The sequence below is a fragment of the Desulfovirgula thermocuniculi DSM 16036 genome (assembly GCF_000429345.1).
GTDB classification, from domain to species: domain Bacteria; phylum Bacillota; class Desulfotomaculia; order Desulfotomaculales; family Desulfovirgulaceae; genus Desulfovirgula; species Desulfovirgula thermocuniculi.
The window spans coordinates 74,394-89,001 of sequence record NZ_AUBR01000005.1 but is presented as its reverse complement, the minus strand read 5'-3'; the positions used below and the strand labels follow the sequence as shown (position 1 = coordinate 89,001).

The following is a 14,608-nucleotide window of genomic DNA, read 5'->3' as shown; positions in this document are numbered from 1 at the left end:
GCGCCAGCCCACAGCTGGCGCCTTTTGCGCTAAACGAGGCTAGGCCGGGTACACCTGGTCCCCTTGAGCGGCCAGTTCCATATCCACCTTTGCCTCCCTGGCCAGGCGCTCCTGCAGGAATTTCGGCGCCACCTGCGGGAAGAGGGCCACCGAAATGACATCCTCTTCCTTCTGCATGTAAGGCGCGGCCAGCTTCCTAGCTTCAGGCAGCCCCGGCTCCAGAAGGTCTGCCGGGCGGCAGGTAATTGGCTCCTCATTGCCAATGATCATCTTGCGCACTTCTTCATCTACAGGCCCCGGCGGCTGACCGTAAAACCCCCTCATGTACTGCTTGACCTCGTTGGTCACTATCTTGTAGCGCCCAAAGAGCACATTGAGCACGGCCTGGGTACCCACAATCTGGCTGGTGGGAGTTACCAGCGGCGGGTAGCCGAACTCCTTGCGCACGCGGGGCAACTCCTCCAGGACCTCCGGCAGGCGGTGCAGGGCGTTTTGCTGGCTGAGCTGGGAAATGAAGTTGGACATCATGCCGCCGGGTATCTGGTAGATCATCACGTTCACGTCCACGCTCTTGGAGGCCAGGTCGAACTCCTGGTAGTGCTTGCGTACTTCCTTGAAGTATTCCGCAATTTCCGAGAGCAGCTTTAAATCGAGGCCCGTATCGTACGGCGTACCCTCCAGGGCGGCCACCATGGTTTCCACGGCGGGCTGGGACGTCTGCAGGGCCATGCTGGAAATGGCGCAGTCGATGACGTCCACACCAGCCTCTATGGCCTTCAGGTAAGCCATGGAGGCCAGCCCGCTGGTGTAGTGGCTGTGGAGCTGGACGGGGATGCGGAGGTTAGACTTCCACTCCTTAATAATCTCATAGGCCGGCTGGGGGGCCAGAATGCCCGCCATATCTTTAAGGCATATGGAATCTGCGCCCATCTCCTCCAGGATCTTGGCCGTCTTTACATAATACTCCACATCGTGCACGGGGCTGATGGTGTAAACCACCGTAGCCTGGACGTGGGCACCCTCCTTCTTGGCCACCTCCATGGCCTTGGCCATGTTGCGCACGTCGTTTAAGGCGTCAAAGATGCGGAAGATGTCCATGCCGTTGTATACCGCTTTTTTAATGAATTCCGTTAACACGTCATCCGGGTAGTGCTTGTAGCCTACCACGTTCTGCCCCCGTAAAAGCATCTGCAGGGGCGTTTTCAAGTGGCGGCGCAAAAGGCGCAGGCGCTCCCACGGATCCTCGTTCAAAAAGCGCATGCAGGAATCAAAGGTGGCCCCACCCCAGACCTCCATGGAGTGAAAGCCTACCTGATCCATCTTTTCGCATATAGGTAGCAGGTGCTCAAGGCGCATGCGCGTGGCTAGCAAGGACTGGTGCGCGTCCCGGAAAGTGGTGTCCGTAATCTTGACTCTGCGCGGTGCCGCTTTCCTTTCTTCCATAGGTTACCGTATCCCCCTCTTCCCCTTCCCTGCTAATTTACATTTGCGCCAGGGCGTCCATGAGCTTGCGCACCGAGCTGGCAGATTTATCCAGCGCGGCCTTCTCTTCTGCGGTGAGCTCGATTTCCAGCACCTTTTCCACGCCGTTGCCGCCAATGATGGCCGGCACACCCAGATAAATATCGCTGTAGCCGTACTCCCCGTTCAGGTAGGCCGATACGGGCAGGATGCGCTTTTTATCTTTGAGGACCGCCTCAACCATCTGCACTACCGAGGCACCGGGCGCATAGTAGGCGCTGCCCGTCTTCAGGTAGTTGACAATTTCGGCGCCCCCGTGACGGGTGCGCTCGACCAGGGCCGCTATGCGCTCCGCCGGGAGTAACTTCTCAATGGGAATGCCCCCGGCATAGGTGTAGCGCACCATGGGCACCATGTCGTCTCCGTGGCCGCCCAGCACAAAGGTGGTCACGTCCTCAAAGGAAATGCCCAGCTCCAGGGCCACAAACGTACGGAAGCGCGCCGAGTCCAGCACCCCGGACATACCGAAGACCCTGTTGGGCGGGAAGCCGCTGGCCTTGTAGGCCACGTAGGTCATGACATCCAGGGGGTTGGTCACTACAATGATAAAGGCCTCGGGCGAATACTTAACAATTTCTTCGGTAACCGACCTGACAATTTTATAGTTGGTGGCCAAGAGGTCGTCCCTGCTCATGCCCGGCTTGCGGGCCACGCCCGCCGTAATGACCACCACGTCGGAATCCCGGGTCTCCTCATAGCTGTTGGTGCCGACAATTAGAGCATCAAAACCTTCCACCGGCGCCGCTTCCATGAGGTCCAGGGCCTTGCCCTGCGGGATGCCCTCCACCACATCCACCAGCACAATGTCCCCTAGCTCCTTGGCCGCCGCCCAGTGAGCGCACGTCGCCCCTACGTTCCCTGCCCCTACAATGGTGATCTTGTTCCTCTTCTTCAACACTGCACCCTCCCTACACCAAACTGGTTACCCAATTATTACCAGGACATCACCGTTATTGACGGTTTGCCCCTGCGTCACGCGCACTTCCTTTACCGTTCCTGCCACCGGAGCCGGGATTTCGTTTTCCATCTTCATGGCTTCCAATATCACCAGCGGATCTCCCTGCTTGACCTGGTCCCCTACCTTCACCTTAACGGCATTAATGGTACCGGGCATGGGGGCGGTAACCACCCCGGGGCCGCCTTCTGCCGCCCGGGAGGCAGGCGCGGTAGCCCCCGCTTCCGGCTTAGCCGGCGGTTCGGCCGCCTTTAAGGGCGGCCTGGGAGCCACCCTGGGAGGCGGCGCAGGCTTTGCCGCCTCCCTTATTTCCTCCACCACCACTTCAAAGTACTCGCCGTTAACCAACACCTTAAACTTTCTCACGGCTTGTTTTCCCTCCTCAGCTCTCGGCCCTGCATCAACTCCAAGAGACCAGCCCTTTTCCACGGGTTCATTTTCAGGGCCCGCACGTGCTTAATTTGCCGGTCCTCGGTAAGGTGGCCTGCCGCCGCCAGGGCAGCGGCAATGGCTGCCACCAGCCGCGGATCGATCCCCGGGATTTCCCTATCTCCTGCCATGACCAGCCCCTCCTAAACCGGCATGTTGCCGTGCTTTTTCCGGGGCCGGGTTTCGCGCTTGCCGGCCAGAGCCTCCAGCGTGGTGATGAGCCGCGCGCGGGTGTCCCGGGGATCAATGACGTCCTCGATAAAGCCCCTGGCGCTGGCCACATACGGGTTGGCAAATTTTTCCCTGTACTCGGCGGTGAGCCTGGCCCGCATTTCCGCCGGATTTTCCGCTTCGGCGATTTCCTTGCGGTAGATGATGTTTACCGCTCCCTCCGGCCCCATGACGGCTATCTCCGCCGTCGGCCAGGCAAATACCGCATCGGCCCTTAAAGCGCTGGCGCACATGGCCAGGTAGGCCCCGCCGTACGCCTTGCGCAGTATCACGGTGACCTTGGGCACCGTGGCTTCCGAGTAGGCGTAAAGCATCTTTGCCCCGTGCCTGATGATGCCGCCGTATTCCTGGGCCGTTCCCGGCAGGAATCCGGGCACGTCCATGAAGGTGACCAGCGGGATGTTAAAACAGTCGCAGAAGCGCACAAAGCGGCTGATCTTATCCGAAGCGTTGATGTCCAGGCATCCGGCAAGGTGGTCCGGCTGGTTGGCCACTATGCCCACGGTGTGACCGTTCAGGCGCGCAAAGCCCACTACCGCATTGCGGGCATAAAGAGGCTGGACCTCAAAGAGCTCCCCGCCGTCAACAATTAGCTCGATAACCCTGCGCACGTCATAGGACTGGTTGGGGTTATCGGGAATGATATCGAGGAGGTCTTCCGGGTTGCCGGGAGGATCCTGGGGGGCGTAGACGGGCGGATCTTCCAGGTTGTTGGAAGGAAGGTAGCTCAGGAGCTGGCGGACCATCTGCAGGCAGGTTTCCTCGTCGGGGGCCATAAAATGGGCCACGCCGCTTATCTTGTTGTGGGTAGCCGCCCCGCCCAGGGCCTCCATGGTTACCTCTTCCCCCGTCACGGCCTTAATGACCTGGGGACCGGTAATAAACATCTGGCTGGTACCTTCCACCATGAAGATAAAATCGGTCAGCGCCGGGGAATAAACGGCACCCCCGGCACAGGGCCCCATAATCACCGATATCTGGGGTATAACGCCTGAAGCAATGGTGTTGCGGAAGAATATTTCACCGTAGCCATTTAAGGCATCCACACCCTCCTGGATGCGCGCTCCTCCGGAATCGTTCAGGCCCACCACCGGCGCCCCGGTCTTCATGGCCAGGTCCAGCACGTGGCAGATCTTGGCCGCGTGCACCCGCCCCAGGGAACCCCCGGCCACCGTAAAGTCCTGGGCAAAGATGTAAACCTTGCGCCCGTCCACCTTCCCGTACCCGGTAACCACGCCTTCACCGGGGTTCTTTAAACCGGCCATGTCCGGATCCCCGGCAAAGGTATTTATTTCCACGAAGGTACCCGGGTCAAAAAACATTTCGATGCGCTCGCGGGCCGTTCTCTTACCGGCCTCATGCTGCTTTTTTATTCTTTCCGGCCCGCCACCGGCGTGGATTTTCTCCCGCCACTGCTTTAATTGTTCGAGCTTTTCCCGCATGCTCAAGGCCTCTCCCCCCTCTCCCCAGAAGTTCAATCTTTGCGTTCGCAAAGCTCTATCAACACGCCGAAGGACGACTTCGGGTGCAGGAAGGCTATTCTCGCCCCACCGGCCCCCTGCCGGGGCTTCTCATCAATTAACCTGACCCCTTTGCCCTTCAACTCTTCCAGCACCTCGTCCAGGTTTTCCACCCGGAAAGCTATGTGCTGTACGCCCTCGCCGTTTTTTTCGATAAAACGCCCCACCGGGCTGTCCGGTGCGGTCGGCTCCAGAAGCTCCACCTTACTCTCACCCACGGGAAGAAAAGCCACCCTCACCTTTTGCGTCTCCACCTCTTCTATACCTGCCGCTTTGAGCCCCAATACGGACTCGTAAAACTCCAGGGCTCCTTTTAGGTCCCTCACCGCCACCCCTATGTGGTCTATTTTTTTCAGCTTAACCATGGTGGGACTCCCCCTTTCCGGCCCTCTTTTGCACCTCTTCGCGGATGAAGCGGATGATTTCCGCCGTCGGGGTCCCGGGCCCGAAGATCTCCACCACCCCTGCCTCTTTCAGCAGCGGGATGTCCTCGTCGGGTATTATACCCCCTCCCAGGACAATAATGTCCCCCGCCCCCCTGGCCCTTAAACCTTCCACCACGGCGGGAAACAGGTACATGTGCGCCCCCGAGAGGCAGCTCAAACCCACCACCTGCACGTCTTCCTGAATGGCCGCTTCCACTATCTGCTCGGGGGTCTGGCGCAGCCCGGTGTAGATCACCTCCATGCCCGCGTCGCGCAGGGCCTGGGCCACCACCTTGGCCCCCCGGTCGTGTCCGTCCAACCCCGGCTTGGCTATCAGCACCCGGATGGGACGCTCGCTCACTGGCACTCCCCTCCTGCCCTATAACACAACTTGCTGGCGGTACTCGCCAAAAACATCCCGCAGGACGTTGCAGATCTCACCCAGGGTGGCGTAGGCCTTGACGGCCTCCAGGAAATAGGGCATGAGGTTTTCACGGGTGGCCGCTGCCTTGCGCAGCTCGCCCAGCACCCGCTCTACCTTGGAGTTGTCACGCCGCGCCTTGAGGTCACGCAGCTTGGCCACCTGACGCTCCCTGACCGCCGGGTCCACCTTTAACAGCCCCTTGGGCCTCTCCTCTTTAATTTGGTACCTGTTTACGCCAATGACCACTTTTTTACCGCTCTCCACTTCCATCTGGTAACGGTAAGCGCTCTCCTGGATTTCTTTCTGCATAAACTCAATGGCCTCAGGGGCCCCTCCCAGCTCGTCGATTTTCTTAATGTAGGCCAGGGCCTTTTCCTCAATTTCATCGGTAAGCTTCTCCACATAGTAGGACCCGCCCAGGGGGTCAACGGTATCGGTGACGCCAATCTCATAACCTATTACCTGCTGGGTGCGCAGGGCAATCAAGACCGACTGCTCGCTGGGCAGGGCCAGGGCCTCGTCGTATGAATTGGTATGCAGGGACTGCGTGCCCCCGAGGACGGCAGCGAGGGCTTCAAAGGCCGTACGTATTATGTTAACTAAGGGCTGCTGGGCGGTCAGACTGCACCCCGCTGTTTGCGTGTGGAAGCGTAGCATCCAGGAGCGGGGGTTCTTGGCACCAAACCGTTCCCTCATAATCCTGGCCCACAGCCGGCGCGCCGCGCGGAACTTGGCAATTTCTTCAAAGAAGTTCAGGTGGGCGTTAAAGAAGAAGGAAAGGCGCGGGGCAAAATCGTCCACATTAAGGCCGGCGTCAATGGCCGCCTGCACGTAGGCAATGCCGTTGGCCAGGGTAAAGGCAACTTCCTGCACCGCGGTGGAGCCCGCTTCCCTGATGTGGTACCCGCTGATGCTGATGGTGTTCCAGTTGGGAACGTGCTTTGAGCAGTAGGCAAAGATGTCCGTGATCAGGCGCATGGAAGGAGCGGGCGGGAAAATATATGTGCCCCTGGCCACGTATTCCTTCAGGATGTCGTTTTGGATGGTACCGTTAAGCTTTTCCGGTGGCACCCCCTGCTTTTCCGCCACGGCTATGTACATGGCCAAGAGGATGGCCGCCGGGGCGTTGATGGTCATGGAGGTACTCACCTTATCCAGGGGGATGCCTTCAAAAAGGGTTTCCATGTCCTCCAGGGAGTCAATGGCCACCCCGACCTTCCCCACCTCTCCCTGCGCCAGGGGATGGTCGGAGTCGTAGCCTATCTGGGTGGGGAGGTCGAAGGCCACGCTCAAACCCGTCTGGCCCTGCTCCAGGAGGTAACGGAAGCGGCGGTTGGTTTCCTCAGCCGTACCGTAACCGGCGTACTGCCGCATGGTCCACAGCCGGCCCCGGTACATATTGAGTTGCACCCCTCTGGTAAAGGGGTAGTGCCCGGGAAAGCCAAGTTTTTCCTGGTAGTCAAAACCCTCTAGATCAAGTGGTGTATAAAGGGCCTTGACGGGAATACCGGAATCCAGCTCAAATTTTTCCTTAACTTCGGGGCGCTTTTTTACCTGCGCGGCCAGTTCATCTTCGTAAGCCCGGTACTGTTTCTGCAGCTCGGCCATCTTCTCCCGCTCAAACACCCAACACCACCTCCCCATTTTCTAGGCCTGCCCTAAGGCCTGCTTGAGCAGGCGGGGTACCTCAAAAGGCAACGCGGCCACGTAGGCACCGGCCTCCTTGAGGGCCTTTACCTTGCCCTCGTAGGTACCTTTGCCGCGCTCGATGATGGCCCCCGCATGCCCCATGCGCTTTCCAGGAGGCGCGCTTTTGCCGGCAATGTACGCTACCACGGGCTTGCTCATTGTCTTGATGTACTCTGCCGCCGCCTCCTCGGCATCGCCGCCTATCTCCCCCACCAGCACCACCGCTTTGGTTTCCGGATCGGCCTCGAAAAGGGGTAGCACATCCGTAAAGGTCATCCCCGGCACACGGTCGCCTCCCAGGCCCACCACCGTGGACTGCCCCATGCCGTGGGCTATCAGGTTGCCGGCAATCTCATAGGTGAGGGTGCCGCTGCGGGCCACTATGCCTATCTCCCCGGGCTTGAAAAACTGGTTCGGGGGTATGCCAATCTTGCACTTGCCGGAGGAAACAATGCCAAAGGTGTTGGGGCCGATGACTTTAACTCCCTTCTTGCGCGCGTAGTTCTGTATCTCCAGCTCGTCGTGTACGGGTATGCCCTCGGTAATGATGACCACCAGCTTGATGCCCGCCTCCATGGCCTCAAAAGCGGCATCCTTGCAAAAAGGGGCGGGAATGAAGAGCACCGAGGCATCCACCCGGTTTGCCTCGCAGGCTGCCCTCACCGTGTCGTAAACGGGCACCCCTTCCACCGTCTGGCCGCCCTTGCCGGGAGAAACGCCGCCCACGATCTTCGTACCGTAGGCCAGCATCTGCCTGGTGTGAAACCTCCCCTGGTTGCCCGTAATGCCCTGCACGATCACGTGGGTGTTCTCGTCTACCAGTATGGCCACCGCTAAACAACCCCTTTCTAGGCTCCCTTGGCCAGTTCCACTGCCTTGGCCGCCGCCTCATCCATAAAGGTGTAGGCTTTGATTCCCTCTTCTTCCAGAATGCGCCGGCCAATATCCTCGTTGGTCCCCACGAGCCGGACCACTACAGGCACCGGTATGTCAATGCTCCTCTTGACCTTCACCAGGGCGCCGGCCACGTCATCGCAGCGCGTGATGCCCCCAAAAATGTTGATGAAGATGACCTTGGGCTTCGTCTCCAGCAGCAGTTCCAGGGCCTTGGCCGTCTCTTCCAAGCCGGTACCGCCGCCGCAGTCCAGAAAGTTGGCCGGCGTGCCCCCGTAGTACGCTATGGTGTCCAGCGTGCCCATGGACATGCCGGCACCGTTGGCCATGATGGCTATGTCGCCGCTTAGCTCTACAAAAGACACGCCTATCTCCTTGGCCTTTCTCTCCAGGGGGGTCCTGTCGTCAACGTAGGGCAGGTCCTTCTGGCGGTAAAGGGCGTAGTCGTCTATGTTTATCTTGGCGTCGGCGGCCACCAGCCGTTCACCGCTCACCACCAGAGGGTTGATCTCCACCAGCTCGGCGTCCTTCTCCCGGAAGAGCCTGTACATGGCCGGCAGCAGGCGGTAAAGATCCTTTGCCGGCCCTTCCTTTAGGCCCAGCCTGCGGGCCACTTCCCTGGCCACAAAGGGCTGCAGGCCGATGTCGAGGTCGATGTATTCTTTGATAATCCTCTCCTCAGGCACCTCTTCAATATCCATGCCCCCCTCGGCAGAGGCAATGAGCACCGGCGCCTTGGCCGAGCCGTCAATGGTCAGGGAAACGTAAAGCTCCTGGTCAATTGATAGCCTTTCCTCCACCAGGAGGGCTTCCACCTTGTAGCCGTGCAGTTCCATGCCCAGAAGCTCCGCCGCCGCCTCGCGGGCCTCCTCGGGGGTGCCGGCAAACCTTATGCCTCCCCCCTTGCCCCGCTTACCCATGAGTATCTGGGACTTGATGACCACCGGCCCCCCAATCTCCCGGGCTGCAGCCAGGGCTTCTGCGGGGCTGAACACTACCTTCCCCCGCGGCACGGGTATGCCGTAGCGCGCAAACAGCTCCTTGCCCATGTATTCATACAGTTTCATATGTCTTTTTTACCCTCCCCAAGATTTATGACCCTCCCTAACACCATGCCATTCACTGCCCGGCGTAGATTTTAACCCCCTCCTCGTACAGGTCTCTACCCATTACATCATTCACCACGATCACGGGGAGATCCTCCACCACCAGCTCGTGAATGGCCTCCGGCCCGAGTTCCGGATAGGCCACCACACGGCAGGACTTCACCCTGCGGGCCAGCAGGGCCGCCGCCCCGCCAACGGCAGCAAAGTATACGGCCTTGTATTTCTTCATGGCCTCCACAACTTCGGGAGAACGCTTGCCTTTTCCGACCATACCCTTCAAACCGAGGGCAATCAAACGCGGTGCGTAGGCATCCATCCTGCCGCTGGTGGTGGGCCCAGCAGAGCCAATTACCCTGCCCGGCTTGGCAGGAGAAGGCCCCACATAGTAAATCACCTGGCCCTGCAGGGGGATGGGCAGGTCCTCCCCCTTATCCAGGAGCTCCACCATTTTTTTGTGGGCCGCGTCCCGACCCGTATAAATAACCCCGTTCAGCAAGACCCGCTGCCCAATCCGCAAGCTCTCTACTACCTCGTCAGTCAGCGGGGTAAATATCCTCAGCTGGGGCAAAGCTCGCACCTCCTGCACTTTTAGAGCAAGGCTTCTTTGTGGCGGCTGGCATGGCAGTTCAGGTTAACAGCCACCGGCAGGCTGGCGATGTGACACGGAAAGACCTCCACGTGCACGGCCAGGGCCGTGACCCGCCCCCCTAGCCCCTGCGGTCCGATACCCAGCCTGTTGATGGATTCCAGGAGTTCCCTCTCCAGGCGGGCGACATCCTCGTCCGGGTGGGGCTCGCCCAGCGGCCGCAGGAGGGCCTCCTTGGCCAGCAGGGCGGCCTTTTCCATGGTACCCCCGATGCCTACCCCCACCACCAGGGGCGGGCAGGGGTTGGGCCCGGCATTTTTTACTACCTCGAGCACGAACCTCTTTACGCCTTCCTCCCCTTCTGCAGGTTTGAGCATGCGCAGGGCACTCATATTTTCACTGCCGCCGCCTTTTGGGGCCACGGTTATTTTAACCCTGTCCCCGGGCACGATGCGGGTGTGGATGACCGCCGGCGTGTTATCACCGGTGTTCTGTCGCCGGAAGGGGTGTCCGACAATGGACTTGCGCAGGTAGCCTTCGGTGTACCCCCGCCTCACGCCTTCGTTAACGGCGGCGTAAAGGTCGCCGCCGGTGAAGTGCACCTCCTGGCCCACCTCCAGGAAGACCACCGCAAAACCCGTATCCTGGCACATGGGCACTTCCTCTTCCCTGGCAATGCGTGCGTTCTCGATGAGCTGCTGCAGTATGTCCTTGCCGGTAAGGGAAAGTTCGTCTTCCAGTGCCTTTTTAAAGGCTGCCAGGACATCTTCGCCCAGCTCGAAATTGGCCTTCTTGCACAGCTCGGCAACCACCGCCGTAACCTCGGCCACGTCTATGGTGCGCAACGCTTCCTAACCCCCTAACAAAGCCAGGTTGCCTTTTTCGCCCGGGTTTAAAACCACGCAATTTCCGTACCACCGGCTTTAAGCCTTTTGGCAAAAGCCGTAACGCGCCGGGCTACCCGGGGCTTTTAAAAATCTAAAATTTAGACAACCGGTACGTGGTTTATATTTTTTAAAAATGTTGTCTAACATTTGTAATTGCCTAAATCTTCAAAGCGGCACTTTTTCAGCTTGTTGTAAAGCGTAGCCAGGGAAATGTTTAAGGCTTGGGCGGCGCGCCTTTTTCCTTCTACGCTGGTACCGAACTTTTCCAGCGCCTTTTTGATGAGTATTTGTTCCATCTGGTCGATGGGCATGAGCTCCAAATCATGCCCCAGATCCGCCCTGACCTGGCTGATGTGCGGGGCAAAATGCCTCCGGTCCAAGATCTCCTCGTCCGCCGTGACCATCACCCGCTCAAAGACGTTTTCCAGCTCGCGCACGTTGCCGGGCCAGTCGTAGCTGTATAAAACTTCCTCTGCCTCCTTGGAAATGCCCTTGACCTTCTTGCCCAGCTTGCGGTTCAGCTTGACAATGAGGTTGCTTACCAATACAGGCAGGTCCTCTTTGCGTACCCTGAGGGGCGGTATGGTAATCTCCACCACATTGAGGCGGTAGTAGAGGTCCTCCCGGAACTTCCCCTGGCGGATCAGATCCCGCAGGTTGCGGTTGGTGGCCGCAATCACCCTTACATCCACCTTGATGGTCTGGTTGCCGCCAACCCTTTCAAACTCCATCTCCTGGAGCACGCGCAGGAGCTTGCCCTGCAGGTTGAGGTTCATGTCCCCGATCTCATCCAGGAAAATAGTTCCCCCGTGGGCCAGCTCGAACTTTCCTATTTTCGACCTCACCGCCCCGGTAAAGGCACCTTTCTCGTAGCCGAAAAACTCGCTCTCCAGCAGGTTCTCCGGAATGGCCGCGCAGTTAACCTTGATGAACGGCTTATCCCGGCGGGAGCTGGCGCTGTGTATGGCGTGGGCAAAAAGCTCCTTGCCCGTGCCGCTTTCCCCCAGAAGCAAAACGGTGGAGTTAGTTTGGGCGGCCCTCTCGGCTATTTGCACGCAGCGGCGCAGCTCGTAACTGTTGCCCAGGATGTCGGCAAAGGTGTACTTGCTGGTGGTCACCTGCCCGAACTTATCTGACAGGCTCTCAATGAGGCGCGTGCTCTGCCGCAACTGCTCCATCAGCTTCATGACGTCCGTAAAGTGCTGGAAGACAACTACCGCTCCCTCCATTTTCCCGTCCACGATGATCGGGGCGGCATTGGAGATGACCTCGGCGTTGCTGCCCCCAACCGTGGTGCGGTAACCGCTCACGCTGCGCCCGGTGCGCAGCACCATGGCCAGCGCTCCGTCGGGAGAAGCTTCAAAGATGTTGCGCCCGATGCGCTCCCTCTCGCTGATGCCCGTAATGCGCGTAAAGGCGGGATTGACGTACTTTATGACCCCGCGGGAATCGGCCACTTCGATGGCCTCCTGCACGGAGTTCAGTATTGCTTCCAGCTCCCCCTGGATGCGGCGCGCCTCTAAAAGCTTCTCCCTCTCTTTTAACAAGGCCAGCACCAAGTCCAGGGCCTGTGCCTCGATGACGGCCACACCGGGGGGCTTGGCCCGGTGCAGGCAGGCCTTGACGGCCGGTTCGCCGGTAGCCACCACCAGCACGCTTAAACCCGGGAGGGAAGGCAGGACGTTGCAGTCGGTTGTGGTAAAGGTACCGTCCGCAGCCGCTTCCCGCAGGGCAATAGACTCCGGGTCTGGATCGGCCAGTCCCAGGATTTCCACGTCTTCTACGGCCTTCAACAGGCGGTAGACCGATAGAGCCAACTCATTGCCCCCTGCTATAGCTACCCCGATCTTCGGCATGCCGGATCCCCTCGGAGAATTTTCTAGAACTGTTTATTCGACAGGGGAAAAAACAAATCCTTCTAAGATTTAAAAAATGTGCGGGCCATTTGGCGGCCTCCAAACAGGCAAACAAACGTGCTCCCGCAAAAAACGATGTGGTATAATATGCATGAAGAGACCGGGCCAGAAAAGGAAAGGGAGGCAGCCCATGGAAGAGCAAAGGCTAACCCCCCGGGAAAAGCAAATCCTGGAGATCATTAAAGAGAGCGTGCTCAGCCGGGGCTACCCGCCATCCGTGCGGGAAATCGGGCAGGCCACGGGCTTAAGCTCCAGCTCCACCGTGCACAGCTACTTAAAGCGCCTGGAGCAAAAGGGCTTCCTCCAGCGGGACCCCACCAAGCCGCGTGCCCTAAAGCTGGCGGCAAGAGAAAATCCCGCCCCCGTAAAGCTGGTACCTGTGCTGGGGCGGGTGGCAGCCGGGGAGCCCGTGCTGGCCGTAGAAAATTACGAGGATGCCTTCCCCCTGCCGGTGAGCTTCACCGGGGAAGGAGAATTTTTCATGCTCAAGGTGCGCGGCGACAGCATGATTGAGGCAGGTATCCTTGACGGCGATCAGGTCATTGTGCGGCGCCAGCCCACGGCGGAAAACGGCGACATCGTCGTGGCTCTGGTGGGAGATGAAGCCACCGTGAAGAGGTTCTACCGGGAAAACGACCACGTGCGCCTGCAACCGGAAAACCCCCACATGGAACCCATCAGGGTCAAGAACCCCGTCATCCTGGGGAAGGTTATCGGCCTCCTGCGCAGGTTTTAGCCGCTCCCCCCGGCGTGCTGGTTGAACTTTGCGGCGTAGTAGTGGGCCGCATATATGGCTCCCAGCGGGTTGTGGGCCAGCACACGGTCCTTTACCGCCAGCACGGTTACCGGCGCGGCGGAGTATTTAATAAAGAGGCTGTCGTGGCCCACGCACAGGCCCAGCAGGATGTTAAATTGCGTCCCTGCCCGGTTTAAAAGCATAGCCTGGGCCACGGGGTTGCACATGGCCTCAAACTGGCCCGGGCGCACTTTTTGCCCTTCACCGAGCCCCAGGAACTCCTTGGGTACGGAGCCGGTCTTGCACATTGCCGATACCACGGTAAAACCGGCCTGCTTTAATATTTTTACCACCTCCGCCGCCTCCCGGCGCAGTCCCACACAGAAGGCCAGCCCGAGCTTCTCAAAACCCGCGCGGCGGCTGAACTGGATTATTTCCTCCAGGCGGGTCCACTTCTGGTATCCCGCCGACTCCACAAGTGCCGCATTGACGGCCAGCGCCAGGTTTTCCCCCCGCTGATATTCCCCCCTGGCTTCATCCAGCACTGCCGGTTCCACCCTCATGGGGCAGTGCGGGGGCAGGTTTTCCTCCCGGCCCCGGTAGCAGGCGTAGACCCCGCACTCACCGCACCTGCTCATGATTCTCCCTCCCCAAAGGCTATTTTAATCCCCTTGGGGCACTTCTGGGTCAGCTCCCTGACAAAAAGCCTTAAAATTTCAGGGGGAACCTTCATTAACTGCAGGCGGGCCGCACCGAGGGCGTCCCGGGGGTCCAGGGCCAGGCGCAGGCCCTTGACCAGGGCAGCAGGTTTCACCTCCCCGGCCACCTCTATGGCGGCATCGCAAACGCCGCAGAGAATGCAGGTGGCCGGGCCTTCCAGCTTCCTGGCCACCTCCGGGTCCATCAGGCCGTCGTGATCTTCCCGCGTCACCACCCAGGGAAGGACCGCCTGCAGCGAGGCAAAGAAAGGCTCCAGGTCCACCACCAGGTCTTTTAACCGGCGGAAATGGGGCAGCGGCTCGAGGGTAATTACCCCGCCTTCAGCGACGGCGGACCCGACCAGCGTCTGGCAGGCCAGGGCAGGCCTGCCGTTAATAGAAACTGCGCATGACCCGCAAATGGCACTGCGGCAGGAGCGCCGGAAAGAAAGGGTGGGATCCACCTCCCAGGCGTGCAGGAGGGCATCCAGCACCGTCTGCTTTTCTCCCACCTCCACCACGAACTCCTGCAGATACGGTTGCCGGTCCTTTGCCGGGTCAAAGCGGGACACCTTAAGCGTAACCCTCATC

The 14,608-nt window shown here is 59.5% G+C and carries 16 protein-coding genes; 1 reads left to right on the top strand and 15 read right to left on the bottom strand.

Annotation, left to right across the window (positions count from 1 at the left end):
- Positions 1–39: 39 nt before the first annotated feature.
- The 13 genes from G454_RS0102145 to G454_RS0102085 form a co-directional block, all read right to left on the bottom strand.
- On the bottom strand, positions 40–1,443 hold the full coding sequence (locus G454_RS0102145; protein WP_027717275.1) for an oxaloacetate decarboxylase subunit alpha: 1,404 nt from the start codon (positions 1,441–1,443) through the stop codon (positions 40–42).
- Between the two features lie 37 nt (positions 1,444–1,480).
- Entirely contained in the window at positions 1,481–2,416 is a 936-nt protein-coding gene (gene mdh / locus G454_RS0102140; RefSeq protein ID WP_027717274.1) for a malate dehydrogenase, read from the bottom strand.
- Positions 2,417–2,443: 27 nt separating this feature from the next.
- A complete protein-coding gene (locus tag G454_RS0102135; RefSeq protein ID WP_027717273.1) occupies positions 2,444–2,842 on the bottom strand; it encodes a biotin/lipoyl-containing protein in 399 nt (132 codons plus the stop codon).
- On the bottom strand, positions 2,839–3,036 hold the full coding sequence (locus tag G454_RS0102130; protein WP_027717272.1) for a hypothetical protein: 198 nt from the start codon (positions 3,034–3,036) through the stop codon (positions 2,839–2,841). Before G454_RS0102130 ends, G454_RS0102135 begins: the two co-directional genes overlap by 4 nt.
- 12 nt (positions 3,037–3,048) lie before the next feature.
- On the bottom strand, positions 3,049–4,584 hold the full coding sequence (locus G454_RS0102125; RefSeq protein WP_027717271.1) for an acyl-CoA carboxylase subunit beta: 1,536 nt from the start codon (positions 4,582–4,584) through the stop codon (positions 3,049–3,051).
- A gap of 26 nt (positions 4,585–4,610) precedes the next feature.
- Positions 4,611–5,021, bottom strand: coding sequence for a methylmalonyl-CoA epimerase (mce, locus tag G454_RS0102120; RefSeq protein ID WP_027717270.1), 411 nt, complete (start codon positions 5,019–5,021; stop codon positions 4,611–4,613).
- Positions 5,014–5,442 carry a cobalamin B12-binding domain-containing protein gene (locus G454_RS0102115; RefSeq protein ID WP_027717269.1) on the bottom strand — a complete coding sequence of 143 codons (429 nt, stop codon included), beginning with the start codon at positions 5,440–5,442 and terminating at the stop codon, positions 5,014–5,016. The genes mce and G454_RS0102115 overlap by 8 nt, the downstream gene beginning before the upstream one ends.
- A gap of 18 nt (positions 5,443–5,460) precedes the next feature.
- Positions 5,461–7,131, bottom strand: a complete 1,671-nt coding sequence (locus G454_RS0102110; protein WP_027717268.1) for an acyl-CoA mutase large subunit family protein — start codon at positions 7,129–7,131, stop codon at positions 5,461–5,463.
- Between the two features lie 21 nt (positions 7,132–7,152).
- Positions 7,153–8,025 (bottom strand): succinate--CoA ligase subunit alpha, encoded by an 873-nt coding sequence (gene sucD / locus G454_RS0102105; protein WP_027717267.1) that lies wholly within the window; start codon positions 8,023–8,025, stop codon positions 7,153–7,155.
- Positions 8,026–8,042: 17 nt separating this feature from the next.
- Positions 8,043–9,155 (bottom strand): ADP-forming succinate--CoA ligase subunit beta, encoded by a 1,113-nt coding sequence (gene sucC, locus G454_RS0102100; RefSeq protein ID WP_027717266.1) that lies wholly within the window; start codon positions 9,153–9,155, stop codon positions 8,043–8,045.
- Positions 9,156–9,207: 52 nt separating this feature from the next.
- Positions 9,208–9,762, bottom strand: a complete 555-nt coding sequence (locus tag G454_RS0102095) for a Fe-S-containing hydro-lyase (protein WP_027717265.1) — start codon at positions 9,760–9,762, stop codon at positions 9,208–9,210.
- Between the two features lie 20 nt (positions 9,763–9,782).
- Positions 9,783–10,625: a fumarate hydratase gene (locus G454_RS0102090; protein WP_027717264.1), complete on the bottom strand. Its 843-nt coding sequence runs from the start codon at positions 10,623–10,625 to the stop codon at positions 9,783–9,785.
- Positions 10,626–10,807: 182 nt separating this feature from the next.
- On the bottom strand, positions 10,808–12,523 hold the full coding sequence (locus tag G454_RS0102085; RefSeq protein WP_027717263.1) for a sigma 54-interacting transcriptional regulator: 1,716 nt from the start codon (positions 12,521–12,523) through the stop codon (positions 10,808–10,810).
- A 190-nt stretch (positions 12,524–12,713) separates the two neighbouring features.
- Between G454_RS0102085 and lexA the strand changes: the two genes are divergently transcribed.
- Complete coding sequence (gene lexA / locus G454_RS0102080; RefSeq protein ID WP_027717262.1) at positions 12,714–13,319, top strand: transcriptional repressor LexA; 606 nt, start codon at positions 12,714–12,716, stop codon at positions 13,317–13,319.
- On the opposite strand, the gene G454_RS17295 is transcribed toward lexA, so the two are convergent.
- Both G454_RS17295 and G454_RS0102070 read right to left on the bottom strand, forming a co-directional pair.
- Positions 13,316–13,957, bottom strand: a complete 642-nt coding sequence (locus G454_RS17295; protein WP_035106481.1) for a DUF1847 domain-containing protein — start codon at positions 13,955–13,957, stop codon at positions 13,316–13,318. The genes lexA and G454_RS17295 overlap by 4 nt on opposite strands.
- Positions 13,954–14,607 carry a succinate dehydrogenase/fumarate reductase iron-sulfur subunit gene (locus tag G454_RS0102070; RefSeq protein ID WP_027717261.1) on the bottom strand — a complete coding sequence of 218 codons (654 nt, stop codon included), beginning with the start codon at positions 14,605–14,607 and terminating at the stop codon, positions 13,954–13,956. Before G454_RS0102070 ends, G454_RS17295 begins: the two co-directional genes overlap by 4 nt.
- Between the last annotated feature and the right edge of the window lies 1 nt (position 14,608).

Coding starts and splice junctions, on each gene's coding strand:
- G454_RS0102145 (WP_027717275.1), bottom strand. CDS start 1,443: ATGGAAGAAAGGAAAGCGGCACCGCGCAGAGTCAAGATTACGGACACC.
- G454_RS0102130 (WP_027717272.1), bottom strand. CDS start 3,036: ATGGCAGGAGATAGGGAAATCCCGGGGATCGATCCGCGGCTGGTGGCA.
- mce (WP_027717270.1), bottom strand. CDS start 5,021: ATGGTTAAGCTGAAAAAAATAGACCACATAGGGGTGGCGGTGAGGGAC.
- sucC (WP_027717266.1), bottom strand. CDS start 9,155: ATGAAACTGTATGAATACATGGGCAAGGAGCTGTTTGCGCGCTACGGC.
- G454_RS0102085 (WP_027717263.1), bottom strand. CDS start 12,523: ATGCCGAAGATCGGGGTAGCTATAGCAGGGGGCAATGAGTTGGCTCTA.
- lexA (WP_027717262.1), top strand. CDS start 12,714: ATGGAAGAGCAAAGGCTAACCCCCCGGGAAAAGCAAATCCTGGAGATC.
- G454_RS17295 (WP_035106481.1), bottom strand. CDS start 13,957: ATGAGCAGGTGCGGTGAGTGCGGGGTCTACGCCTGCTACCGGGGCCGG.
- G454_RS0102070 (WP_027717261.1), bottom strand. CDS start 14,607: ATGAGGGTTACGCTTAAGGTGTCCCGCTTTGACCCGGCAAAGGACCGG.